The sequence below is a fragment of the Pseudomonas sp. RV120224-01b genome, from assembly GCF_003208145.1.
Classification (GTDB): Bacteria; Pseudomonadota; Gammaproteobacteria; order Pseudomonadales; family Pseudomonadaceae; genus Aquipseudomonas; species Aquipseudomonas monteilii.
On record NZ_QKMQ01000007.1, the window covers coordinates 111,240 to 135,007 of the forward strand.

22 protein-coding genes are annotated in these 23,768 nt (G+C 59.9%); 17 read left to right on the top strand and 5 right to left on the bottom strand.

Features of this window, described 5'->3' with window-relative positions:
* Positions 1-202: 202 nt before the first annotated feature.
* From N436_RS13275 to N436_RS13315, 9 genes are read left to right on the top strand one after another with little or no spacing between them, the layout of a single operon-like run.
* Positions 203-538: an RAQPRD family integrative conjugative element protein gene (locus N436_RS13275; protein ID WP_110741230.1), complete on the top strand. Its 336-nt coding sequence runs from the start codon at positions 203-205 to the stop codon at positions 536-538.
* Positions 525-764, top strand: a complete 240-nt coding sequence (locus N436_RS13280; RefSeq protein ID WP_110741231.1) for a TIGR03758 family integrating conjugative element protein — start codon at positions 525-527, stop codon at positions 762-764. Before N436_RS13275 ends, N436_RS13280 begins: the two co-directional genes overlap by 14 nt.
* Positions 765-778: 14 nt before the next feature.
* Positions 779-1,156 carry a TIGR03745 family integrating conjugative element membrane protein gene (locus N436_RS13285; protein WP_110741232.1) on the top strand — a complete coding sequence of 126 codons (378 nt, stop codon included), beginning with the start codon at positions 779-781 and terminating at the stop codon, positions 1,154-1,156.
* Positions 1,157-1,163: 7 nt separating this feature from the next.
* Positions 1,164-1,565: a TIGR03750 family conjugal transfer protein gene (locus N436_RS13290; RefSeq protein WP_110741233.1), complete on the top strand. Its 402-nt coding sequence runs from the start codon at positions 1,164-1,166 to the stop codon at positions 1,563-1,565.
* Complete coding sequence (locus N436_RS13295; protein ID WP_110741234.1) at positions 1,562-2,200, top strand: PFL_4703 family integrating conjugative element protein; 639 nt, start codon at positions 1,562-1,564, stop codon at positions 2,198-2,200. Before N436_RS13290 ends, N436_RS13295 begins: the two co-directional genes overlap by 4 nt.
* Positions 2,200-3,006 (top strand): TIGR03749 family integrating conjugative element protein, encoded by an 807-nt coding sequence (locus N436_RS13300; RefSeq protein ID WP_110741235.1) that lies wholly within the window; start codon positions 2,200-2,202, stop codon positions 3,004-3,006. The genes N436_RS13295 and N436_RS13300 overlap by 1 nt, the downstream gene beginning before the upstream one ends.
* The gene (locus tag N436_RS13305) at positions 2,996-4,504 is read left to right on the top strand and encodes a TIGR03752 family integrating conjugative element protein (RefSeq protein WP_110741236.1); all 1,509 of its coding nucleotides are present in this window, start codon (positions 2,996-2,998) and stop codon (positions 4,502-4,504) included. Before N436_RS13300 ends, N436_RS13305 begins: the two co-directional genes overlap by 11 nt.
* Positions 4,467-4,886: a TIGR03751 family conjugal transfer lipoprotein gene (locus tag N436_RS13310; RefSeq protein ID WP_110741237.1), complete on the top strand. Its 420-nt coding sequence runs from the start codon at positions 4,467-4,469 to the stop codon at positions 4,884-4,886. Before N436_RS13305 ends, N436_RS13310 begins: the two co-directional genes overlap by 38 nt.
* Positions 4,886-7,627, top strand: a complete 2,742-nt coding sequence (locus tag N436_RS13315) for a conjugative transfer ATPase (RefSeq protein ID WP_110741238.1) — start codon at positions 4,886-4,888, stop codon at positions 7,625-7,627. Before N436_RS13310 ends, N436_RS13315 begins: the two co-directional genes overlap by 1 nt.
* Before the next feature lie 74 nt (positions 7,628-7,701).
* Here the strand turns inward: N436_RS13315 and N436_RS13320 are convergent, their stop codons facing one another.
* Positions 7,702-10,686, bottom strand: coding sequence for a DEAD/DEAH box helicase (locus N436_RS13320; RefSeq protein ID WP_110741239.1), 2,985 nt, complete (start codon positions 10,684-10,686; stop codon positions 7,702-7,704).
* 1 nt (position 10,687) lies between these two features.
* Entirely contained in the window at positions 10,688-11,482 is a 795-nt protein-coding gene (locus tag N436_RS13325) for a Hachiman antiphage defense system protein HamA (protein WP_110741240.1), read from the bottom strand.
* Between the two features lie 386 nt (positions 11,483-11,868).
* On the opposite strand from N436_RS13325, the gene N436_RS13330 reads away from it, so the two are divergent.
* From N436_RS13330 to N436_RS13345, 4 genes are read left to right on the top strand one after another with little or no spacing between them, the layout of a single operon-like run.
* The gene (locus N436_RS13330; protein ID WP_110741241.1) at positions 11,869-12,846 is read left to right on the top strand and encodes a TIGR03756 family integrating conjugative element protein; all 978 of its coding nucleotides are present in this window, start codon (positions 11,869-11,871) and stop codon (positions 12,844-12,846) included.
* On the top strand, positions 12,846-14,201 hold the full coding sequence (locus N436_RS13335; protein ID WP_110741242.1) for an integrating conjugative element protein: 1,356 nt from the start codon (positions 12,846-12,848) through the stop codon (positions 14,199-14,201). The genes N436_RS13330 and N436_RS13335 overlap by 1 nt, the downstream gene beginning before the upstream one ends.
* On the top strand, positions 14,198-14,503 hold the full coding sequence (locus N436_RS13340; RefSeq protein ID WP_110741243.1) for a hypothetical protein: 306 nt from the start codon (positions 14,198-14,200) through the stop codon (positions 14,501-14,503). The genes N436_RS13335 and N436_RS13340 overlap by 4 nt, the downstream gene beginning before the upstream one ends.
* A 9-nt stretch (positions 14,504-14,512) precedes the next feature.
* A complete protein-coding gene (locus N436_RS13345) occupies positions 14,513-16,054 on the top strand; it encodes a conjugal transfer protein TraG N-terminal domain-containing protein (RefSeq protein WP_110741244.1) in 1,542 nt (513 codons plus the stop codon).
* Here N436_RS13345 and N436_RS28405 read toward each other — a convergent pair.
* Entirely contained in the window at positions 16,043-16,408 is a 366-nt protein-coding gene (locus N436_RS28405) for a hypothetical protein (protein WP_146232435.1), read from the bottom strand. The genes N436_RS13345 and N436_RS28405 overlap by 12 nt on opposite strands.
* 437 nt (positions 16,409-16,845) lie before the next feature.
* On the opposite strand from N436_RS28405, the gene N436_RS13350 reads away from it, so the two are divergent.
* From N436_RS13350 to N436_RS13360, 3 genes are all read left to right on the top strand, one after another.
* A complete protein-coding gene (locus tag N436_RS13350; RefSeq protein WP_110741245.1) occupies positions 16,846-17,211 on the top strand; it encodes a DUF3085 domain-containing protein in 366 nt (121 codons plus the stop codon).
* Between the two features lie 296 nt (positions 17,212-17,507).
* Complete coding sequence (locus tag N436_RS13355; protein ID WP_256589954.1) at positions 17,508-17,828, top strand: hypothetical protein; 321 nt, start codon at positions 17,508-17,510, stop codon at positions 17,826-17,828.
* An 85-nt stretch (positions 17,829-17,913) separates the two neighbouring features.
* Entirely contained in the window at positions 17,914-18,852 is a 939-nt protein-coding gene (locus N436_RS13360) for an ArdC family protein (protein ID WP_110741246.1), read from the top strand.
* 83 nt (positions 18,853-18,935) lie between these two features.
* On the opposite strand, the gene N436_RS13365 is transcribed toward N436_RS13360, so the two are convergent.
* Positions 18,936-19,301, bottom strand: coding sequence for a histone-like nucleoid-structuring protein, MvaT/MvaU family (locus N436_RS13365; RefSeq protein WP_110741247.1), 366 nt, complete (start codon positions 19,299-19,301; stop codon positions 18,936-18,938).
* 126 nt (positions 19,302-19,427) lie between these two features.
* The gene (locus tag N436_RS28740; RefSeq protein WP_110741248.1) at positions 19,428-19,622 is read right to left on the bottom strand and encodes a hypothetical protein; all 195 of its coding nucleotides are present in this window, start codon (positions 19,620-19,622) and stop codon (positions 19,428-19,430) included.
* A 281-nt stretch (positions 19,623-19,903) separates the two neighbouring features.
* On the opposite strand from N436_RS28740, the gene N436_RS13375 reads away from it, so the two are divergent.
* Positions 19,904-23,623: a hypothetical protein gene (locus tag N436_RS13375; protein ID WP_110741249.1), complete on the top strand. Its 3,720-nt coding sequence runs from the start codon at positions 19,904-19,906 to the stop codon at positions 23,621-23,623.
* The last annotated feature ends 145 nt before the right edge of the window (positions 23,624-23,768 follow it).

Genomic DNA, 23,768 nt, shown 5'->3' on the forward strand with positions numbered 1-23,768 from the left:
ATATGTCTCGGGCGTATTCACTAGGGAGGACTGTGACAACGTAAGTCATTCATCCATCGGCGGCATGCTCGAATTGGCCACGATCGCGGTGGTCAATCTTAGGTGAGCGCGTAAAAACCGAACTATCTAAATTCCCTTTAGCCCATGCCAATGCCAGCCTAACGGATCAAGGTGAAGACCAGATATTCAGCTGGATCTCACTATGATGCCGTCCCCCTACTCCTTGTTCTTAACTTGTTTGGTTGCCGCCACGGTCGCCGCTCAGGAAGGACGCGAACGCTCGGATCTTGGATTGATGCAGCGGCAGATCGATGTCATCGAGCTGTTGGCGGATCGAGCACATAGCAGCACGACCGCTACTGACCGAGTTCGTTATCGCTTCGACTACCCCAGGTTGGCTACAGACTTGGAGCGCATCCGCCACGGTATCAGCCAATACCTGTCACCCTCACGCGCACAGCCGGCCGATCCGGTCGAGCTGGCCAGTGATTATTGTGCTGAAGCGCCCTGTTCGAGCCCCCCCAATGAGCATGACTGACACCCAAATCACCGCGTTCTCTGCTGTGGCCGGGTTTACCCCGCAGCTCAGTTCGGCGCTGTGGCGCTCATTGGTGCTGGTGCTCGCGTTGCTCTGGTGCACCTGGGCGCTGTGGACCGGCTACCGCGGCTGGGCGGCCGGCAACCTCAATTTCGGTGCGCTCGGCGGCAGCACGCTGCGCCTGGCCCTCGCCCTGATCGTGCTCATGTTTTTCATGCTGTCGTAAATTGGAGGCTTGCCATGAACCTCTCTCGCCATTGCCACCGCCCGCTTCTCCTGCTGCGGGATACCTTTTCAAAAGTCCTGTTCAGCGGTCTGGTTTTGCTGAGTTCGACGTTCGCAAGGGCCGACCTGCCAACCATGGAGGCACCCTCTCGCGGCGAAGGTTCGGGACTGATCGATACCATCAAGAACTACGCCTACGACGGCGGCATCCTGATCGGCCTGTTGATCGCCACCCTAGCTTTCCTGGGCGTGGCCTGGCATTCGCTCACGGTCTACGCCGACGTGCAGAACCAGCGCAAAACCTGGAAGGACCTCGGCGCCGTGGTAGGCGTCGGCGCCCTGTTGGTGGTGCTGATCCTGTGGTTCCTCACCAAAGCCGCGACGATTCTGTGAGGTCACCATGCCCGACACCCCTACCGTCCTGCCTGACGGCACGTTGACCTTCCTGCCGGAACGCCTTAACCGCGACCCGGCGGTCCTCCGTGGCTTCACCAACGACGAAATGTGGGTCGCTCTGATCATCGGCGCCGGGCTTGGCGTGCTCCTCGGTGCGCCGCTGGCGGTGGCCACCGCCTCCATCGCCACGCTCCCCACCTGCATGTTCCTCTGCATGGCGTTGGTGTTGCTCGGCGGCGGCAAGCTACTGCGCCGGGCCAAGCGTTCTCGCCCCGAGACCTGGTTGTACCGGCGCCTGCAGTGGCACCTGGCGGTGCACTGGGGCATCGGTACCCAACAAATGATCCTGCATTCGGGGCCGTGGACCGTGCGCCGGACTCGCCGGCATAAGAGGGCCTACCCATGAGCCGCTTCCGCAACAAGGTGGATGCGCAGCAGGCGCATATTTTCAGCCTGCGCCTTGCCGTGGCAATCCTGGCGCTGCTGTGCTGCGGGATGTGGTACGGCTGGCAGGCTGCACCTTCCGAGCTCACCATTCACGTACCGCCTGATCTGCGCTCCGGCAGCACGCGCAAGTGGTGGGATGTGCCCCCTGAGAACATCTACGCCTTCGCCCTGTACATCTTCGGCCAACTCAACCGCTGGCCCACCGATGGAGAGGTGGACTACCACCGCGCCATCTTCGCTCTGCAGCCGTACCTGACGCCCGCGTGCAAGACATTCTTCGACGGCGACTTTGAATTTCGCAAGGCCGCCGGCGAACTGCGTGGCCGGGTGCGCGGCGTATACGAGGTGCTCGGCCGCGGCTACAGCGACGACCCCGACCTGCGGGTGAAGCAGCTGGATAAGCACAGCTGGCTGGTCAAGCTCGACCTCAACGCCGACGAATACTACGCCGCCGAGCCGGTGAAACGCGTGGTGGTGCGGTATCCACTGCGGGTAGTGCGCTTCGACGTCGACCCCGAGCGCAACAAGTGGGGCCTGGCCCTGGACTGCTACGAAGGCACACCACAGAAGCTGACGCTGCCGGGAGGTGCGTGATGATGCGTGTCTTGATCCTGATTCTGGTGATGGCCAGCGGCTGGTGTTCAGCGGTCGGCGCCGTCGAGGTCAAATACTGGGACCGCCTGCCCTTGGCCGTTCCACTCACGGTGGGCCAAGAGCGGGTCCTGATGCTGGATGAAGACGTTCGTGTTGGGCTGCCCAGTGCGATCGCCGGCAAACTGCGCGTGCAGTCGGTCGGCGGGACGGTGTACCTGCGCGCCGCCGAAGCGCTCCCCCCTACCCGGCTGCAGCTGCAGTCAGTGAAGACGGGCGACATCATCCTTATCGATATCGAGGCGCTTGAGGGCAGCGAGGCGCCGGAACCGGTCAAGATCGTGGCCCAGGCTCAGGCGCCGGACGCGCAGGCCGAGAAAGATGCAGCATCCGCGGCGACGCCAGTACCCGTGGTGCTTACTCGTTATGCAGCGCAGAACCTTTATGCGCCTCTGCGTACCGTGGCGCCATTGCCTGGTGTACGGCGTGTGCCGCTGACCGACTCCATTGCCTTCAGCACCTTGCTGCCCACCGAGCGGGTTTCGATCAAGGCGCTTGCTGCATGGCGGTTGGGCGATTACTGGGTAACGGCGGTAAAGATCATGAACCGCGGCCCCGGCAAGGTCGCGCTGGACGCGCGTCACCTGCAGGCCACGCTGTACGCTGCGACGTTCCAACACGCTGATCTCGGCCTTGCCGGTACGCCTGAAGACACTACCGTGGCCTATCTCGTCACCCGCGGAAGCGACCTGAAGCACGCGCTGCTGTTGCCCCCGCCAACGCCGGAGGCTGCCGATCATGAAAGCTAACGGCCTGCTGAAGTTGCTGGTACCCGGGGTCCTGCTCGGCATCGTACTGATCATCGGCAAATCCTGGATGGCCGCGCCGGACGGCCAGCCCGCTCGCGATCCGGACAAAACCACGCTCAGCGCGGAACAGGCCAATGCCCTGGGTATCGCGGGCGACACTCCGCGCGACACCGTGGCCACCCTGATCGGCCAGGTCAAGGCGATGCGTAGTGAGATGCAGACGCTGAAGAAAGGCAACGATGCCCTGCAAACCGAGAACAACCGGCTGCGCTCGCGCGAAGGCAATGTCGACACGCGCATCCAGAGCACTTTGAACAGCGTCACCCAGCAGGTCACCGAACAGCGCCAGCAGGCCAACGATGCCCGGCAGAAGGCCGAACAGCAGCACCGCGAAACCCAAGGACTGCTATCCAGGCTCAAGGACCAGCTCACCAACAAGCCGGCCGCGAAGTCGGATCTCCCCGCAGGCTTTGGCCTTGAGCCCGGCGACGGGCAACAGTTTTCGGGTGCGCAATCAGCGCCTGACGCCGTGCAGTGGATCGAGCCGTCGAATGCGCGTGCCGACCAGGACGACGCCAGCAAAGCTGAAGGTCCTCTGTCTTCGCTGACGTCGACGTTCAAGGACCTGCACGGCCTGGACAGCAACGCCATCGATCGTGGCCAGGACCGTTTGCGTGCCGCTGCCAAAGGCGAGCGTGACCTGGAGAACCCCCAGGACCGAACCGAGGGCGCCAAACCCGTTTACACCCTCCCTGAGAACTCGACGTTGATGGGCTCGATCGCCATGACCGCGCTGATTGGCCGGGTACCGGTGGACGGTACCGTGAACGACCCTTATCCATTCAAGGTGCTGGTGGGCCCGGACAACCTCACCGCCAACGGCATCGACCTGCCGGATGTGGTCGGCGCGGTCATGAGCGGCACCGCCGCTGGCGACTGGACGCTGTCCTGCGTGCGCGGCCAGGTCGAGTCGATCACCTTTGTCTTCAGCGATGGCACCGTCCGCACGGTGCCACAGCCGCAGAAGGTCGTCAGCCGCAATCGCAGCAGTACCCAGACCTCCGATACCGAGAAGATCCGCGGCGGACTGGGCTACATCTCCGATCCCTACGGCATTCCCTGCATTTCTGGGGAGCGCCGCTCCAACGCCCAGCAATACCTGGGCAGCCAGAGCCTGATCACCGCAGCGGGGGCCGGATTCGCCGCGGCCCTGGGCAGCGAGCAGTCCAACACCTCGTTCATCAACTCGGCCGGCGGCAGCCTGGGCTTGAACCAGAACAGCGGCAACAGCGCGCTGAATTCAGTCATCAGCGGTGGCATTGGCGATATCCGTGAGTGGATCAACAAGCTCTATGGCGAAGCCTTTGCCGCTATCTACGTGCCGCCCGGGGCCAAGGTGGCCCTGCACCTGGATCACGAGATCAGCATCGACTACGAGCCGAAAGGCCGGAGAGTGAACCATGAAAGCCCATCCGTTTCGGTACTGGATCTGGATTAGTCTGCTGCTCGCCCTGCACCTGAGCGGCTGCTCCACCAGCAAGGAGGAAATGCTGCCCCACGGCGATCAAACCATGCTGGACATCTGGAATGGTGGTGGCGCCGTCGGTTCCCAACAGCAGTTGCAGGAAGCGCGTGGCGAATTGCGCCGTCCAGTGCTCGACCCTGAGCGCCTGATCAACGACCAGAGCGCTTACACGCGCACCGCCGCCAACGAGATCCGCGCCCAGTTCCCGCGCCTGCCCAATCCGGACCTGGTCATGTACGTGTACCCACACCTGGCCGGTACCCAGCAGGCACCGGTACCTGGCTACTCGACGGTGTTCCCGCTGTACGAGAAGGTCCAGTACGCGCTGCCCGGCGAACGCCTGGACGATCTGTGATGGCTGATGACGCAAGTCGCGACCCACCACGCTGGAAGCCCTGGCGTGCGGCGCAGCGCCGGCGCGCGACGCTTGCCGACGAGGCCGCCCAGTATGCGCACAATCCCAGCTTTGCCGATCACCTGCCTTGGGTCGAATACCTCGATGAGGAGCAGTGCTTTCTGCTCGACGACAACCGCTCCGTGGGCGCGGCGTTCGAGTTGCAGCCGATCGGGACCGAGGGCCGTGAGCCCGAGTGGTTGATGGCGGCCCGCGACGCCCTGGAGGATGCGCTGCAGGACAGCTTCGACGAACTGGACCAGGCGCCTTGGGTGGTGCAGTTTTTCTGCCAGGACGACAGTGACTTTGCCCCGTACCTCGAACGCCTGGAGCGCTATATCGCGCCGAGGGCTCGCGGCACACCGTTTACCCAAGCCTTCCTCGGTTCGATGCAGCGTCACCTCGACGCCATTGCTAAACCGGGTGGACTGTTCGATGACCATGTCGTGTCTCATCTGCCCTGGCGCGGCAGCAATCGGAGGATTCGCCTAGTGGTCTACCGCTGGCTCGGGGACCAGGGTGACGATGATGGACAAAGCCCGACTCAGGTGCTGAGCCGGACCTGCGAGCGCTTGGTGGCCTCGCTGCAAGCCTGCGGGGTCAGCCCTCGACGGTTGACCGGACGCGACTTCTACGCCTGGTTGCTGCCCTGGTTCAACCCGTCCCCTGCCCTCACCGACGAATCCCCCGCAGCGTTCTTTCGACGCGTGCCCTATCCGGAGACGGACGACGGCCAGGAGCTGCCGCTGCCGTTCGACCACGATTTCGCCGAGCGGCTGTTTTTCCAGGAACCGCGCTCCGATAGCGAACAGGGCCTCTGGTACTTCGATCAACAGCCCCATGCGGTGATGGTGGTCGACAAGCTGCGCAGGCCGCCCCATATCGGCCAGCTGACCGGCGAAACGCGCAAAGGCGAGGCTTTGAACGCCTTGTTCGATCAATTGCCCGAGCAGGCGGTGATGAGCCTGACCTTGGTGATCACGCCTCAGGATGTGCTTGAGGAACAGCTGAGCCGCCTGGCGCGAAAAGCCATCGGCGAGAACCTCGCTTCAACCCAGACCCGCCAGGACGTGGAGGAAGCGCGCGCGTTGATTGGGTGTCAGCACAAGCTGTATCGCGGCACCTTGGCGTTGTATCTGCGCGGTGCGGATGAACAGCAGCTGCGCCAGCGCTCAGTACAGGCCGCCAATGTCCTGCTCGGCGCCGGCCTGCAGCCGGTGCGTGAGGGTGATGAAGTGGCGGCGTGCAACAGCTACTTGCGCTGGCTGCCAATGGTCTACAACCCAGCACGAGACACGCGTAACTGGTACACCCGGCTGCTGTTTGCCCAGCATGTCGCCAACCTATTGCCCCTCTGGGGCCGCAGCATCGGCACCGGCAATCCGGGCATCACCTTCTTCAACCGTGGGGGTGCACCGCTTTCGTTCGATCCACTGTCGCGCTTCGACCGCTCCATGAATGGCCACCTGCTGCTGTTCGGTCCGACCGGCGCCGGCAAGTCGGCCACCCTGGTCTCAATCCTTATGCAGGTCATGGCCGTATATCGGCCGCGGCTGTTTATTGTCGAAGCGGGCAACTCCTTTGGCCTGCAGGGCGACTACTTCGCAACCCTCGGCTTGTCCGTAAACAAAGTGCAGCTCAAACCCGGCAGCGGCTTAAGCCTGGCGCCGTTCTCCGATGCCCGTCGGCTGATCGAGCACCCGGACCAGGTTGCCAGCTTGTTGACCGAAGACCTAGATGAATCGGTGCAGGACAGTGATGAGCAGCGCGACGTATTGGGCGAATTGGAGATCACCGCACGGCTGATGATCACCGGTGGTGAAGCGAAGGAAGAGGCACGCCTGACCCGCGCGGATCGCAGCCTGATCCGCGAGTGCATCCTCGATGCAGCCCAGCACTGCGCCGCGACCGACCAACAGGTGCTCACGCGTCATGTGCGCGATGCCCTGCGCCAGGTCGCCAGCAACGCCCATTTGCCTGATAAACGCCGGGAGCGCGCCCAGGAGATGGCCGAGTCCATCGACCTGTTCTGCCAAGGTTTTGAGGGCGCCCTGTTTGACCGGCCCGGCACGCCCTGGCCAGAGAGCGATGTGACGATCGTCGACCTCGCCACCTATGCCCGAGAGGGTTACGAAGCGCAGATGTCGATCAGCTACATCAGCCTGATGAACACGGTGAATAACCTTGCCGAACGCGATCAGTACCTGGGGCGGCCGATCATCATGGTCACCGACGAAGGCCACATCATCACCAAGAACCCTTTGCTGGCACCCTTTGTGGTCAAGGGCACGAAGATGTGGCGCAAGCTGGGCGCCTGGTTTTGGCTGGCCACACAGAACCTGGCCGACTTCCCCGACGCGGCGCAGACCATGCTCAACATGATCGAGTGGTGGATCTGCCTGAACATGCCGCCAGCGGAGATCGAGGAAATCGCCCGCTTCAAGAAACTCACGCCGGCGCAGAAGGCGCTGCTGCTCTCCGCGAGCAAGGCCTCAGGCAAGTACACCGAGGGCGTTGTCCTGTCGAAGAACCTGGAGACGCTTTTCCGTGCAGTGCCGCCCAGCCGGTACCTCGCCCTAGCTATGACGGAGCCCGAGGAGAAAGCACAGCGCTGGCGGTTAATGGAAGAGCACCTGCAGTCCGAACTGGAGGCCGCCCTGCAGGTTGCGGCGGAGATTGATCGCCTGCGCGGCATATCGTGAGCATGCCGGTCTCCCTTAGCCAGTGATGCAAGTTGGCAGCCGAAACTAATGAGCATCGTTTCGACCAAACTAAGCTACCCCACGCTACCAACATCCTTCAGGGTATTGAAATAAACGAACTCGCCCAGCGCGCTACTCCAACCATCTGGATGATTTTCAAGTGATCGCAGCGCCACCGCCTTGGCACTCCCCGGTTGGACAGGAGGGCTTAGGGCTTGTATCGCATTACCAAGCGCAACATACGCTTTCCGGTGCCTTACCCCACCATTAGCCAACAAAGCCCCAAAACGCGAGGGCACACCAAACTTGAGAAGCTCGACGAATGCCGGTACCCCGTCACTCACCTCAATCCCACGCTCGAGCAAAAGTCGGGCTAGAAGCGAAACGCCCTGCTCAACCAGGGTTTGCAGTGAGTAAGCAACCGCGCGGGTGTGGATTCCCAGAATGTCATCGACATCCATCTGGGTTGATTGGGCGATATCTGCGAACGTTGCACCACGGATCCATTGTCGAATTATTTCGAAGAACTTGAGCTTGACCGTTTCAGGATCTTGACCATTGTCCAGCCTAAATGCCACACGTACATCTGACTTGAGCTCTGGGTCCTGCCAGGCCCACTCCAGCATTACAGAGAGGAGATCGTCAGAAGCGGGATCGACAGGGCTCGCCCAATCTGCCCTGCTCGGTAGCAATCTATGTTCAACAAAATCCAGAAGGCGCACCTTGGCTCCAGTATCCTGGAGCCAAGCAATCTTGCCATCAGCCCTGAGCGCAATCAGACGCTGGGCTCGCAACTCAAAGACATTACGCAATGTAACAGCAGAACCGGCAGGAAGCTGATGGGCGGCAAATGTATGGGCAGACAGGTCAGCAGCCAGCCGTAGAAACTCCGAGTCTCCGATCTCTTCCGCAATCAATTCAATAAGCGTTGCATCCACCCCATCAATGAGCGGATGACTGGCAGGCTGGATCTCCAAGAACTGATTATCGAGCGCGATAGTGTGGGTTCTCAAGAAACTCTCCAAATCCTCAATCAAGGTGCGCAGCGAGCCTCTGACCGACTCTCCAGCCCCTGCCGTGGCAACTGGAAGAACTAGCCACCACTGATCCGGGTTCGCACAGATGACCAACCCCTTGGTATTGGCGCCGGCCCGACCGGCTCGACCCACCAGGTTCTTGATGTCACGAGCGAGCATGTTCTCGGGCCGACCACTGCCCATCCGACGCTGCACTGAATACAGCACAAGCGAGCGGATTGGTAGGTTTACCCCTTCTGCGAGCGTGCTAGTACAGATGACCAGTTGAACTCGCCGATCTCGCAAAAGCTCCTCTAATACCTCTCGTGTTTCCTGAGGGATGTCACCGTGGTGCAACACAGCTCCATTGCTCAGCGACCTCGTACCTATCCAACCGGCACCGAACTCAGTCTCGAGGTAGTCGACGCGCGTTCGCAGCGCATCACGATCCGCATGGTCAATGGGTTTGGGTAACGGTAACGGACACCCCAACTGCTTAATGAGCTCTTCCGCCAAACCGATCGCACCCTGATCGCCGCGCTTGTTTGCGGCGAATATCGCCGTGGTTCCCATCGATAAAACCTTCCGGGCAGCCGCAACAGCCAACGTCTTGGTGGATGAAAAGCCATACGTCTTCATGCGCCCTGTGTGGGGGTTCACGTACTGGAAAGTGTTGCGATCCAGAAAGCCATGGATCGAGTACTGCCGTTGCTGAGCATGCGGGTGCATGTCAAGACGAACGGACTTACCCACTCCACTACCAGCGGATCGGAGAACAGAGAATTCGGCGATCGCCGGCCGATAGGTGCTTCTGATGACGGTGTCCTCACCGCCGCCAAGCCATGCGTTGATTTCTTCGATGTTCGGAATGATGGCCGACATGAATACGAAACGGATTGGATTGACTTGGCGTGCTTTCATACGCGCAAGCAACAGCTCCAGACCAATGCCTCTACCGGAGCTGTCTAGTAAATGGCCCTCGTCGCAAATAACCAGCGATATTCGCTTGGCGAAGGTTGGGTCAGCACTGAGAATTCCGGACAGCGACTCAGGGGTTGCAATAAGTGCATTGATGTGGTCCAGCCCATGCACTTCGTCTCCGGACGGGATCGTCCCGCCATACGCGCAGCGAGCCGCGATCCCCAAGCCGTTTAGCTGACGTACCAGAGAATGACGAAGCTCGGAAGCCAATGATCGGTACGGCACGATCATGATCGCGACGTGCGTCGGATTGCGCTTCAGATGCCAGTACAGCAACGTCTCACAGAGCGTGGTTTTGCCGGCCCCCGTCGGCATCTGCAAGGAATAGCTGTCAGCGCTGCCAAGCAGTCCCCTTTCGATAGCCTGTATCTGGGAGGGGAAGAACTCCCAGGTCGATGGTTTTCGATCGATAAAGGAATTGATCAGAGGGGTCCAAAAAGCACTCGCTCCCTCAGGCAACACAGCCCGAATATTAGATTCCTCGAAACGAGCCAGTAGTCTACTGAGCAAGGCCGCTGCCACCCACGTCTCCGGCCCATCCGCCAACGCGTTTTGTGCCTCAGTGGCGCTTGCCACTATGTTGTCGCTAAGACCCAACAGGTCGCCATTACGCAGGTGCCCCCTCACCTCGATGGCAGTCTGAGATCGCGGGTCGTGCGGGCGGGCCAAGAAGTCATAGCACGCAGCCCATGGGCTTTGTGGATCAATGGGCCGAGTCGACTGGCGCATGGCCAGGCAAGCCGACGCTGGGAAGTCTCCAAAGTAAAATGCTGCTGCGGCAAACAACGCTGCTTCATCTTTCGAGATACCCAACGCATCAACCTGCTCAGCCGGAATCTCTTTCAAAAACTGGAGGAAGGCATTACCCAGCTGTGCCCAGTCATCGCTTGGAGGATTTGTGGCGTGGATACCGTCAAACAGCTCTCCTACGAGCGAGATGTAATAGTCGGCAAGACGATTCCCGATCTGAGCGAGCTCAATGGGCAATGCGGCTACGGAAAACTCACCCAAATGCCGGGCCATATCTGCGTCATTGATCCAAGTCTGGAGGGAGGCTCTCATATCAAAGCACCGACGCCCTGGCAGCGGCAAAAGCTGCGTTGTAGATGGTATGCAGATTCGGCACTGAGATCACCACGAGTGTGTACTCGTCACTAGCAGTGGCGGGTGCATTGGTGAGCTCAGCATCGACAAAGCTCTCACAGATAACGGCGACCGCCCTGTATCGCAGGGCTGCAGGTGGATGATCAACGGCGTTGATAAACCGGTTTAGAAGCGGGATGTCGACGTCACCGAGATCCTCAGTGATCGCGCGCTCACGGAGCCACACCAGTGTGCTCGCGAGCCGGCTAGTCCGATCTTTCGCACAGTCTGTAATAGCGGAGCCGATTGGGTCTGAGGAAGCGGCAGTAGATTTGACCTTTACCTCAGCACAAAGCACCTGGTCATCAGTACTGGCTGCTGGACGTTGGGGCATGATGAAGTGGATGACATCCGACTTAGGGGCCGGCTTTGTTCTGTCCTGCTTTAGCCGCCATTTCTTGGGGCCTATAGCAGCACCCGGATACTCCATGGCGGACTGGTAGAAGTATCCGAGCACTTCGCCGAAGTCTCCCGCCATAGTTGCGCCGGCATCCGGCAGCTTGCTCGCCAGGACGTCTAAGAGAGTAAGCCCATGGCGATCCGCCGCTGACTCAAGCGCTCCATCAGTTATGTAACAGCGACGCAAGGGCTCGGCCATGGCCGCCTCCAAAAGCGCCACTTGCTGGGTAGCCATCCTGACCAGCACGTAGGGCTGCTCCTGCTCATGCGGGAACCACTGAACAGCGTTACTGAAGTCGAAACCGAGATCGTCCATGAGTGATGGTCATCCTAGAATGAGACTTGGGAGCCGCGCCCGCGGTCAATCCAAAGTCGCGTAACCGGCTAATGGTGGATGGCCACTACGGTACGCTAAAAAAAGGGGCTGGTGTCAAGGGCATAGCTGATAACCCTAGTTGTTTCTGGCCTCAATCGTACTCCCTGAAATGCCGCTCAAGGTAGTTAACGTCCAGGGGTGGCGGAATACACAATAAGAACATTTGTACTCCTCTGCGCTACTTCGCCCCGGCAACGCCCGTCAACCAGACACCAATCAAACCGATCACTTCCGACTCGTTTTTTCCGTTCACATACTAAACACGACTCAGGATGCTGCACTTTGGCGCACGGATGCACATCGTTGCCACATGCCGAGCGGTGCCCATGAACGCGACCGTCCCCACCCGAAGCAGATCACCAAAGCCCCGCAAGGCTGATCGCGGCGGCTTCTTCGCTGCGACGGTGCTGCTCGTCGCAGCCGAGCATTGCCTGGCCCTAACCACCCCAACCATCATCGCCTCCGTCACTTCGCTGCAGTGCCTGGAGTACCGGGTCGTCGGGACCTGCTACTGGCTACTGTGCACGCCGTTCGGCTGCACGGTGCGCACCTCGCCGAAGGTCCGTCACTTCATTCCCGAGCTGGTGGTGTCGAGTTACGCCGATACCGGCGCCAACCCTTGGAGCGAGATGGCAGCACTGTCGACGCCGACGTCAGGGTCACAAGGGGGTGGCAACCTGATCACGCCTTCGCCGCAGCGCGATAATCTGCCACGGTTCAAGAATGTCGACGGTATCGGGCACCCCGGCAAGGCGGCCCTAACGGCCTTGGCGCACACGTTCGGCTATGCGTGCCCTAGCGGCGCTGTGCCGTTTGCGCCCTACTACCTAAGTACGCTCGACCCGCTGGCGTGGCGCCAGGCCATTCCGGAGTCCGTCTACCCGCAAGCACTGGCTCCGGGAATGCGCGAGATCGGCAATCAGGCACTCGGCAACATGTGGGGTAGTGTCTACCCACGCCACGGATTTCTGGTGCAGCCCGACGATTTCAAGGCGGCTGCCGTAATGGCTCAACGCGCCAGTGACTTCATCACTCGCGTTGGCCAACCGCACGTCTATCGAGCACTACAGCCGATGCCCGCGGCCGGCTACTGGCCACCGCAGCCGGTACTGGAGAACAACGTCAACAACCACCGCTGGCAATTGCTCAGCCCAATGATCCAAAGCACCTGCGCCATCTTCCCCAGCCCAGCGATCCAGAGCACCGACGGTGCTTATGCCTGGTCGCTGTGGCGGCCCTACCGCTGCTGCCAGCGAATGGGCCAGACCTTCCTGTTCAGCATCGATTTTGACGGTGGCCAATGATGAAGACCTACTTCCTCGGATTGCTGTGCTTCCTCATATATGCCGTGGGCCACGCCGCCGAGAATGGCTACCACCTTGGTGACCAGACACCGGTCCTGGACGACCGGGTGATGTACACCATCGGCGGCGGTTCAGCGGCAGGAGCGCCCTCCTCGCTCTACCGACCCAGTGGCCTTGGTGTAGGCATGTCTTGGCGCGCCAACATGATGTGCGGAAACATGAACCTCTCGAATACCCTGCAGAACCAGCTCAATGGCGCCACCCAGGGCTTTCAGCAAATCATGGGCAACGTCATCCAGAACGCCACGCAGGCCGTCATGTCGCTGCCGGCGATGATCATCCAGCGAGCCAACCCCGGGTTGTATGAGCTGCTGAGCAATGGCGTTCTGCAGGGACGGATCGACTTCGACCGCTCCAAGCTCACCTGCCAGGCAATGGCGGCGAAGATGGCCGACAAGGTCGACCAAGCCGGCTGGGGTGCGCTGGCGCAGAACCAGGAGATGCAGCACAACCTCGAGCAGTCCGGCGGTGACGCTGTGACGGCGGTGAAGGACACTGAATTGAACAACGGCAACAACGGCGTCAGTTGGGTCGGCGGGCAGAAAGCCGGTGGCAACGGCCAGCAAGCCATCCGGGTGACGTCGGACGTGGTCAAAGCCGGCTACAACCTGCTGCACAACCGGGCGGTCGAGGACACCTCAACTATGGGTTCGAGTTGCCAGAATGGCGCCATCTGCCAAGCCTGGTCGAGTCCCGAGGAGGCCTCCGAGTGGGCGACGCGTGTGCTCGGGGAAACCGAGGTACAGACCTGCGACGACTGCGAGACACTGCGGGTAACCGCCGGTACCGGCCTGTCGCCGCTGATCCAGGAAACCTACACGGAAAACCTGGAAGGTTTGCAACGCATGGTCTCAGGCGCCGAGCAACCCACCCCGGAGAACCTCGACAAGGTCTCCAGCCCGTTGCTGCAGGTCTCTCGCGGCGTCATCGAAGGGCTGCGCGACGATCCCGACCAGAACCTGCTGGCCCGACGCCTGGCCAGCGAGACCGCGCTATCGAGCGTGATCTACAAAGCGATGCTGTTACAGCGCACGCTGTTTGCCGGCAGCCACGAGCCCAATGTGGCTTCGGCGCAGCCCGCCACCAACGCCCTCAACAGCAACGTCGAAACGCTGGAGCGCGAGATCCGCCTGCTGCAAACCGAGCTACAGGTACGCCAGTCGCTGGCCACCAACACCGCTAGCCTGGTCCTCGATCGCCACGCCGGCGGTGCCGAGGCCTCGCGTGGCATCGATCAGCGTGATCCGGAGCCGGACCGTTTGCGCCGAGCCGAACAGGAGAGGAGCACGCCATGATCTCATTATCGGTGAGGTTCACCCTCGCGCGTGTACTGCTGGTGCTCGGTGCCATGCTGAGCATTTTGTTGATTGCTTGGATGGCGCTGCACCTGTCCGTGACCCAGCTGAATTGGCTCGAACCAGCGCGAGCGACAGCGCCTTACTTCGCGTACTGGCGCGCGCTCTTGTACACCCTGATGTTCGCCGGTTGGGCCGCAGCGTTGCGCAGCCAACCGTCGCCCGCAGATCAGCATAGGGTGAAGCGCCTGGGCTTAATTGGCTTCAGCTCGATCATCCTGGTTGAGCTGTCCCGCATGTGAGGTGCAGTCATGAACATGAGCACCAACAGCTACCTCGAGTATTACCTCTCGCTGCTGGCTTGGATCATCAACAACGGCATCTGGAACACCTTGGCGGACACCGGGCTGTTCGCCGCGCCGTTCGGCGCGATCATCCTGCAGGAATGGCTGTCGGCCCGCCAACAGGGTGCCGACGAGGGCAACAAGGGGCTGTTGTCGATCCCTCGCGTCGAGAACCGGCTGTGGATGAGCTACGTGGTCATATTGTTCGGCTGCATGCCGTTCTTCCCACTCAGCATGTCCTCTGTAACCTTCGACGATGCGGCGAGCCAGCGCTGCGGCATCTCCATGGCCAAGCCAGCAAACACCGCCTGGGGCACAACCTTCAGCACCATCGGCGAGAAGTCAGCGAACGTGCCGGTGTGGTGGTTGCTGGTGCATGCCATGAGCAAAGGCATCACTGCCGCTGCGACAGCGTCAATCCCCTGCGCACCCGACATCCGTGCTATGCGCATGGAGATCGACAGCTCGCGGATCAACGACCAGGTGCTGCTGCAGGAGGTCGCCGACTTCACCCGGGACTGCTACGGCTTTTCGCGCTCGCGGCTGTTTACCAATCGACCCGAACTGGACGAAGCTCAGAGCTACGACGCGTCCTGGATTGGCTCCACCTACCTACTCAACACACAGGGCTACTACGATACCGATCGCTCGCGAATGCCCAGGGTCGATTGGCCATACGACGAGACGAGAGATACCTCACTGCCCCAGCTCGACAACGGTGCTGGTTATCCCACCTGCAAGCAGTGGTGGAGCGATGGCACGATCGGACTGCGAGACCGCTTGGTGGCCGAGGTCGATCCGTCGCTGGTGTCGCACCTGCGAGGCTGGCTGACCGGGCGCACTTCTACTGAGATTGAAGACGCCACCCTGCGCGAATTGGTGAGCCCACGGCAGCAATCGTTGAGCATGGCACCTGGACAGGTATTCCAAGACTACGGCAGCAGCGCACGGGGCGGCTCGCTGACACAAGGGCTCAACAATTTGGCCACCAACACTGGTCTGGCCCTGGGCTCATTCAGCAATTTCCCGGCCATGAATGCGCTCCGAACTGCCTTGCCGATGGTTCAGGCCTTCCTGATCATGGGCACCATCATCAGCTTGCCCCTGGTGCTGCTGATCAGCACCTACCAGTTGAAGGCGCTCATGACGATCACGTTCGCGCTCTTCACCCTGCACATGCTCACGTTCTGGTGGGAACTTGCGCGCTGGGTCGATTCGAGCATGCTGGAAACGCTATACAACCAGGTCTCAGCCACAGATCAGGCGATGTTGTCGTTGCCGACGGCAGGCTTCATGGACGGAACGGTCACTGCACAGGTCATCGAGTACGTGATGGGCGCAATGTTCATTGTCCTGCCAGCTTTGTTCGTCGGCACTATGAGCTGGGCGGGATATGCCGTGGGTAACGGGATCCAGAGCATGTTGGCAAGTGGCGGCAAGAATGCATCTGACGCAGCAAGCAAAGGCACAAGCCAATTAACGAGTGCCGGCAAGAAATCAATCAGGTGACTTAAATTCACCTATGTAATGGCCATTGCTATCGTAATCGCCAATATAGAGGTCAGCACCCAGAGAATCTGGGACTGATTCTTCTCGACTCGCCACAGGTTCGGCGTACTCCCACCAGCTTCGAACCAGAGCAACTGCCAGGCTGGTGATAATCAGCAAAGCAAAGGCGAGGGCTAAACCAGCAAGGCCAACCAAGCAAAGTAGCTTAACAGCCGCAGTAACCCAAAGTTGTCTACGTGGTATTAGAGTAGAACTCTGAGAGCTTACTAATTTGGATGCCAAACTTCGCCAGGCTGTTCCAAGCCTGGAACCCATGCGACCCGGAACTGAATGAGGACGAATTTTGCTACTCATGTTGTATCTCCACAGGCCGGTAACCCGTTGGATCCAAGATTCAAGTCTACTCCTTTCGGCCCGGCGAATAGCACCGCTCATCGTTCAGAAGCGAACTGAAAAATCGCCATGGAACAATGCGGACACGGAACCCGACATTGCATCTGCCCCACCGTTGACCACAGCAAGCCTGCCTGATATTGAGTAAGTGCAATCGCTGGTTTTCCAGCATCCCAGGTAGCCATAACCTTTAAGGCTACGTCACGAACGTGATGGTTATCCCCAAATGCGATTCGCGTTCGGCAGCTCGCATGGTCACCGTTCCCCGGTGGTGAACGCTTTCTGATTGCCAAAGCTCACTGAGCCAGAGTCTTCGACTCACCTTACCCAATCCATTCCAGTGCTGGGAGTTCTCCCGCATGGGTGGCATTCCTCCGCACCTTCTGGAGGATCTCATCATGCTGCGTTTCACAGGCACAGAACTTCACGCTGTATTAGCAGAGGCCGGTATCAACGGTTGCAGAGTGATATTGGTCAAAGACCACGGCGTCTACCTCATCTCCGAGGTCGGTGAAAGCAAACCGGATGGCGGTGGCCGTAAACGCGTCGCCTACGCCACCGGTTGCAACCCTGCCGTCGACGACTTCGACACCTGGTGGAATCGCGCCCGCGATGAGTTCGGCGGCGATGATTTTGCCGAGTACTTTGACATCGATGACCCCGTTCTCGCCAGCCTTCGCGGCACTGCTGGATCGCTGGTGGTGGAGGCCACCTCCACCCACCTGTACCTGGCCGCCGAGGTTGATCCCGCGGGAAAACCTTGAACGTAAAAGCGAGCACGTAGCGCTTCCCGAGAGGCACCTAGCAGACCTCTCGGGAGGCATTCCGCACCATGTTCAGACTGACTGGAGATCGCCGCTAGTCAGGAAATTAAAGGCCGATAGTCTTCCTTGGAAGACCCTGGATGGCCCCGCTCTAACGAGGTCAAAATCGGAGATTGACCCCACGTTCGGACGCGTTTTAATGGACGAACGCTACCTGCTCGGCAGGTTGATCGGATCGTGCAAATGCACACCAAACCTCAAAAAGGTGACGCGGAATCTGCTAACCGGAGGCCACAATGTCCAGGATGAACCACCTCTCCACTGCCATTGTGCTGAGCCCAGGTGTTTGGCGGCAGTTCATTGAAACTGCCATAGGCGAGGAACCGATTGGACAGTCCGCACTGCGCTTGGCAGAACTGATCAATAGCGCGCTGACTTCTGCACCGCTCGCCCTGCACCGTCCCATAGAACTGCAACTCGACCTGCAGAGCAATGGCTCCTCATTAATCGCCCATCTGCCGCAGCTTCAGCTGGCTCATGTCACACCACGCAGCGGCCCGACGTTTTTGCTCATCCGACTCCCTGATGAGAGCGCGGTAGACATCGCCGCCCTCTGACCCCGTTAGCTCCTTCACTGCCCCCTCTACCCCCCGGGAACCCTTCCCGGACGGGCAGCGTTCCCCCTTCCGACCGGAGAACGCCATGTCCGATATCTACCTGGAAGTCACCAACAAGATCGTCAGTGCCCTGAGTCAGGGCGTGATCCCCTGGATTAAACCCTGGACCACTACATGCTCGAGTGCTGACTCGCCATTTCCCATCAACGCCATCACCCGGCGGCCCTACGCTGGCATCAACGTTCCACTGTTATGGGCAGAGGCCCGCCTGCGAGGCTTCACCCAGGATCGCTGGCTGACCTTCAATCAGGCACGCAAGGCTGGCGCCCATGTGCGCAAGGGCGAGCAATCCACCCTCGCGGTACTATACAAACCGATGAGCAAAGAGGCGCATGACGAGGACGGCCAGGTCGTTCGCGATGAACAGGGCAACATCAAATTGGTGCAGTTCGCACTCCTACGCACGCACTGCCTTTTCAACGTCGAGCAGACCGAAGGCTTGCCTGAGGAGGAGCCAGATTCCGCTGAGCACGCCGAGCCCGCGACCTTCATTGATCATGAACCGGCCGAGCAACTGCTGATCGCCAGCGGGGCGCGCATCGAGCATCGCTACAGCGATGACGCGTTTTATCAGCCGTTGCGTGATCGCATCCAATTGCCGACCAAGGCCCAGTTCGAGGACGTCGGCAGTTACTACGCGACGGCCCTGCATGAGCTGACACACTGGTCGGGCCACCGGTCGCGTCTGAACCGTGAAGGTATCACCGGCGGGCATGTATTCGGCTCCACGGCGTATGCCTTTGAGGAGCTGGTCGCGGAAATGGGCGCCGCGTTTCTCTGCGCGCTGACCGGCACCAAAGGCGAGTTGCGTCACGAGGAATACCTGGCATCCTGGCTGAAGATACTCAAGGAAGACAAACGAGCCATTTTCCGCGCCAGCGGTCAGGCCCGGGAAGCCTCTGAGTACCTGTTGGCGTTGCAGTCCGATCAAGCGACGGATACACCCGCACGCCTCACCGAGTGATTTCACACCAAGCAAAAAGGCCCCTACCCGGGGCCTTTGTTTTGTCTGCTACGCGGCACCTGCCGCAGTCAGGAAGTCAGTGATTACTGCAGCCAGCTCTCCACGGTGTCCGAGCCGTGCTCCTGCTTCCACTGCTTGAGAATCTTGTGGTTGCCGCCCTTAGTTTCCACAACCTCACCGCTCTGCGGATGCTTGTAGCGTTTAAGCTCGCGAGGCTTGCGCTGGCTGCTGCTGGACGCACTCGCGGTCGGTACGCTCAGGCCCTTGGCCGGATCCAGAATGCTAATTACCTGGCGAAGGTTCATGCCGTACTCTTCCAGCAACGCTTTGAGCTTCTGTTCAAACTCGATCTCTTGCCTCAAACCGGAGTCGTTTTTCATTGCATCCAGCTGTTGCAACTGCGCGGCCAGTTGCGCTTCCAGTGCTTTGAACTCGGCAAGTTTGGACATGAATAAGGTTCCTAGGTGTGGGACAAGTGCTGGGATAATAACTGAGACTGCGGATTTTAGCCGCGGGTTAAGGCACAGTGCACACGCTCTTGAGAAGAGCCAGTTAAAACGACCTCGCCTAGTCGCTCAATCAGACAAGTGCTGACACAGGTGCGCCACAAGTTGCCGCGGGTTTGTGCTGTTCCCGATCTGAAACACGATATCGCGCTGGCTGCGGGGCAGTTTTTTCGCACAGCGCTTGGCCGCAGATCGTATGGCCGCATCCGTGCCATGGATCCGATCAGCCAACAACACGACCAATACCGCATCACTCAACGTCATCCGCCCCCCTGCCCTAGGGTTTGTAAGAAAAGTCGCCGAGCGGCGATTAGGCAAAGAGAAAACAGGCGAGGAAGCGGAGTTTACGGATTGTAAATGAGCATTCCGAGCCTGTTTTCAACGCAGCATGATCGTCACGCAGGCACTTTTCGTGCAGAGCCTAGCCCCAGTGTTTGCCATCGAGCTTACCAGCCGTGTCGCCTTGCTCGAAATGTTTTCCGCTTGTCAGTATCCTGCGCCAGGTTTGCATCCATCGGCCAAGCGTCTAGAACTGCAGGGAACTCATGCTGGAAATCACGGACAAGGACATCGAAGCGCTGGCTGACCACGAGCTGCGCACACTCGTGGGGTTGCTAGCAGAGTACGAACAGCGTGGTGCTGGGCAATCTGCGCTCAATGCGCGTTGGGGCGGCGACCAAAAATCCAAGGATGGCGGTGTGGATGTTCGTGTCAGCGCGTTCGGCCAGGCGCGCCCCGATGGCTTCATTCCCCGTCCCGACACGGTGTTTCAGGTCAAGAAAAACAATATCACCGCAGAAAAGATCAAGGCAGAGATGTGCCCTGACCAACAATTGCGCCAGGTGGTCCGAGCGCTGGCACGTGTGGCCGGCGCCTATGTGATCGTCTGCGGTAAATCGATTGCCAGTGAGTTGATCGTGCCAAGGGTCGAGGCGATGGAGGCTGCCCTTGATCAGAACGGCTTGAAAGGCATGATCAAGGTCGACTTTTACGATGCCAGCACACTGGCCACGGCCGTGCGCGGCTACCCTGGTCTGGTCATCTGGGTGCGCAAAACGGTCAAGCGCCCCATTGGCAACTGGCAGCCAGCGCTGGCCGTCGCCCAGCAAAGCCAGGCGTCTGCCTACCTGTGCGACGACCAGCCACGGGTCGAATGCCCAGGGCATCCAGCGCCGCTGAGCGTGGCACAAGCAGTGGACAGCATCCGCACAGCACTGGCCCTGCCCGGCAGCATCGTACGCTTGCTGGGTCTCCCAGGCACAGGCAAGACGCGCCTGGCGCAAGCATTGTTCGAAGACGGCGTTGGTGCCCAACCGCTACCCGCCCATAGCGGGGTCTACGGTGACATTGGCTTGTCGCTGACACCCCAACCTGACGAAATGGCCTCGTTGTTGTGCGACAGCGAGCCTTATCCCATCCTGATAATCGACAACTGCCCACCAGAACTGCACCTTGCATTGAAAGAGCGCGTAAGCAGGCTGGCGCTGAAGGTTAGCGTCCTGACGATCGAACACGAGATCAGGCAGCCAGACGAGTCCTACGACAATCTGTACACACTGCATCCTTCGTCGGACGCGATGATTCAAGTGCTGGTTCAACGCAGCCATCCGCAACTCAATGGACTGGCTGTCTCCCGCATTGCCAGGTTCGCAGGTGGCAATGCCCGGATCGCACTGTGGCTGGGTGCTAGCGCCGAGCATGGCAAGGACGTATCGACCTTGAACGATACCGAACTGCTCTACCGCATACTGCGCCAGGGGAAGGCCGAGGATCCCGCGCTGGAAGACGCGGCAGAGGTGGCCGCACTGGTCTACTCGTTCGCTGTTGACGGCGAACTACTCGAGGACGACGAGTCATTGCACCTCGCCCCCTTGGCCCAGATGGACGCCAGTCAGTTCTATCGCCAGATCTCAAGGCTGCACAACCGTGGCTTGATTCAGGAGCGTGGGTTCTATCGCGCATTACTCCCTGAAGCGATTGCCAATCGGCTTGCTGTTCAGGCCCTCAAGGCAATACCGCCGCGATCTATCGAGCAGATGTTCAACGATGCACCGGGCCGCCTAAAGCTCTCTTTCTGTCACAGGCTCAACTACTTGGGCGAAAACGATCGTGCAGTTCAATTGGTAAAACGCTGGTTCAACGGTGGCGGATGGCTGGGCAGCGCGTCAAAGTTGAATCGGGAAGAGTGGCGGATGTTCAGCTACATCGCGCTCTTGGCTCCCAGTGAGTCGCTGGCACTATTGGGAAAGCTGGTGACACCGCAATCCGCCATCGATATCGACAGCCGACGCTTCATTACCCTGACCGTGAACGCGTTGGCAAGAAAGACCGAGCATTTCGCCCAAGCCATAGACCTGCTGGTGCACCTGGCCAAACGCACGTCCTGCAATAGCGATGAACGCGAGTATGTACTGCGCTTTGTCGAGTGCCTGTTCCACTTTGCCAGCTGGGGCACCGAAGCTCCACTCGTACTGCGCCTGGATGTCGCAAGGTCGCTGCTCAACGGTCCAGACAGTTGGGTTGGGGAACGCGCGCTGAAAGGGCTGCTCGAACTTGAGCATTTCCCAATTCTCGCCGACGCCTTTCTGGCGGCGCAGCCGCCTGTCGATACCAAGGTGCCAGCGGCCAGGGAAAAACCGGAGATATGGATAGGTCAAACGCTGCAAATGGCCTGTGTGCTGGCCTTGGCACCAGGCCCAGGCGCCGCGCCGGCAAGAGCGACGATCCTTGCACACGCCAGAAGCCTGCTGCGTTTCAAGCAGTCCGCACACTGCCTGCAGGAATACTTCAGGCAACTGGCGCAAACCGAGTGGTGGAACGAGGCCAGGGGTGCCCTCATCGGCCTGCTCGATGCGCCAGACCTGAACCTCGGCGACTTTCAGCAACAGCAACTCGAAGCCGCCATCGAAGTGCTGACACCTTCCGGTATCGATGCGCTGATCGAACTTTCGATCAACTCACCCGACATTGCCGATAAGCCGCGCCGTGCTATTTCCGACGCTCGCATGGCACGACTGGAGCAGGATCAGCGACGCCTGGCCGAGGCGCTGTTAACCGAGCCACAGCAGTTGCCACAGCTTTTGCCTGTCGTGCTATCAAGCCCCAACTCGGCCGGGCACCTCGGTTTCCACCTTTGCACGGGCACTTTGCTGCCTCAAAACGTCTGGCAGCAGATTGTCGATGCCACGCCTGAAAAGGGCCTGAACCTTAGCTTCATTCAAGGGTTCATCCACGGTATGGCACACGCAAACCCCACTGCCCTGGATGAGCTGGCAGCAGATTTCCACCTGCAGCCCACGCTCAGTCCGTACCTCATCCATCTGTATTTTTTCACATATGGGAACGCTCAGGATGTCGCGCTCGCAATCCATGCCAATCTGACCCGCATACCCCTCACGGTCATTGCAGAACTGACCTATATGCTTGATTACCTGGAGATTTCTCAGGAGACATTGCGCACACTGATCTACGACATCGCCGCCCTTCCCGACGGCCTTCCGGCAGCGCTGGATCTGCTCGAGTCACGCTTGTTCCAGGCGTCGCTCGACCACCGGGACTGTTCACACTGGGCTAGCATGGCCGCCGACCTGCTCACTCGCTACCTTGACGATGTGCCCGCGCAGCCTTGTCGCCCCTTTAAACTGGAAGCGACCGTCGAGGTAGCGATGTGTTGCGCGGACAGTGGGGCGCTGGCTCGAAAAACCATCACTTACCTGCTTGAGCAAGGCAAAACCAAGCAGGGAAGCCGGGATGTCCCCTTGCGAGTAGTTGTCTCGCTGATCGATGCTCATCCTTGCCTGGCTTTGCAGATGCTGGCCGATGCGGCCCGGAACAACGACCGACAACTACTCGAACGCCTGCACGGCATCCGCCAAGGTATCGCCCCATTTGCAAACGCCGACCCCGAACAGCTTGTAGCCTGGTGCAACACGCAGCCCGATGAGCACTACCCGCTCCTGGCCAGCCTGCTTTACCCCTGGGCCGAGGTGGAACAGGACCTGCTGCACTGGAAACCGCTGTCACTGGCACTGCTGGACAACGCGCCCGCTCCAGCCAAAGTACTGACCTTGTTCCTGCAGCTTCTCGACCGCCAGTGTTTCCCCGGTCCACAGCGCAACCCCTTCAAGCAGAAGGTTGCCCTGCTCGACCAACTAAACGGCACTTCGGTCGCAGCGCTGACGGAATATGCCCACTATCAGGCAAAGCTGAAAAGACAGGCAGACGAGCATGAAAAAGCGCTCGAGGGCTACAAGCGCTTCGAGTGAATGAGATGCCAGCAGTTGACAGAAAAGTCGCCGAGCGGTGATCAGGCAAGGCGAAAAAGGCGAGAGACGGTCAGAGTCGCGCTCGACTTGACTGTAGTCAGTGAGCATTCCGACCGGGCTGGTGCATCAGCTGTGTTTTCAACGC

Excerpts from the sequence above, each read along its gene's own strand:
- N436_RS13275 (WP_110741230.1), top strand. The coding sequence starts at position 203 with ATGATGCCGTCCCCCTACTCCTTGTTCTTAACTTGTTTGGTTGCCGCC.
- N436_RS13280 (WP_110741231.1), top strand. The coding sequence starts at position 525 with ATGAGCATGACTGACACCCAAATCACCGCGTTCTCTGCTGTGGCCGGG.
- N436_RS13285 (WP_110741232.1), top strand. The coding sequence starts at position 779 with ATGAACCTCTCTCGCCATTGCCACCGCCCGCTTCTCCTGCTGCGGGAT.
- N436_RS13290 (WP_110741233.1), top strand. The coding sequence starts at position 1,164 with ATGCCCGACACCCCTACCGTCCTGCCTGACGGCACGTTGACCTTCCTG.
- N436_RS13295 (WP_110741234.1), top strand. The coding sequence starts at position 1,562 with ATGAGCCGCTTCCGCAACAAGGTGGATGCGCAGCAGGCGCATATTTTC.
- N436_RS13300 (WP_110741235.1), top strand. The coding sequence starts at position 2,200 with ATGATGCGTGTCTTGATCCTGATTCTGGTGATGGCCAGCGGCTGGTGT.
- N436_RS13305 (WP_110741236.1), top strand. The coding sequence starts at position 2,996 with ATGAAAGCTAACGGCCTGCTGAAGTTGCTGGTACCCGGGGTCCTGCTC.
- N436_RS13310 (WP_110741237.1), top strand. The coding sequence starts at position 4,467 with ATGAAAGCCCATCCGTTTCGGTACTGGATCTGGATTAGTCTGCTGCTC.
- N436_RS13315 (WP_110741238.1), top strand. The coding sequence starts at position 4,886 with ATGGCTGATGACGCAAGTCGCGACCCACCACGCTGGAAGCCCTGGCGT.
- N436_RS13320 (WP_110741239.1), bottom strand. The coding sequence starts at position 10,686 with ATGAGAGCCTCCCTCCAGACTTGGATCAATGACGCAGATATGGCCCGG.
- N436_RS13325 (WP_110741240.1), bottom strand. The coding sequence starts at position 11,482 with ATGGACGATCTCGGTTTCGACTTCAGTAACGCTGTTCAGTGGTTCCCG.
- N436_RS13330 (WP_110741241.1), top strand. The coding sequence starts at position 11,869 with ATGAACGCGACCGTCCCCACCCGAAGCAGATCACCAAAGCCCCGCAAG.
- N436_RS13335 (WP_110741242.1), top strand. The coding sequence starts at position 12,846 with ATGAAGACCTACTTCCTCGGATTGCTGTGCTTCCTCATATATGCCGTG.
- N436_RS13340 (WP_110741243.1), top strand. The coding sequence starts at position 14,198 with ATGATCTCATTATCGGTGAGGTTCACCCTCGCGCGTGTACTGCTGGTG.
- N436_RS13345 (WP_110741244.1), top strand. The coding sequence starts at position 14,513 with ATGAACATGAGCACCAACAGCTACCTCGAGTATTACCTCTCGCTGCTG.
- N436_RS28405 (WP_146232435.1), bottom strand. The coding sequence starts at position 16,408 with ATGAGTAGCAAAATTCGTCCTCATTCAGTTCCGGGTCGCATGGGTTCC.
- N436_RS13350 (WP_110741245.1), top strand. The coding sequence starts at position 16,846 with ATGCTGCGTTTCACAGGCACAGAACTTCACGCTGTATTAGCAGAGGCC.
- N436_RS13355 (WP_256589954.1), top strand. The coding sequence starts at position 17,508 with ATGTCCAGGATGAACCACCTCTCCACTGCCATTGTGCTGAGCCCAGGT.
- N436_RS13360 (WP_110741246.1), top strand. The coding sequence starts at position 17,914 with ATGTCCGATATCTACCTGGAAGTCACCAACAAGATCGTCAGTGCCCTG.
- N436_RS13365 (WP_110741247.1), bottom strand. The coding sequence starts at position 19,301 with ATGTCCAAACTTGCCGAGTTCAAAGCACTGGAAGCGCAACTGGCCGCG.
- N436_RS28740 (WP_110741248.1), bottom strand. The coding sequence starts at position 19,622 with ATGACGTTGAGTGATGCGGTATTGGTCGTGTTGTTGGCTGATCGGATC.
- N436_RS13375 (WP_110741249.1), top strand. The coding sequence starts at position 19,904 with ATGCTGGAAATCACGGACAAGGACATCGAAGCGCTGGCTGACCACGAG.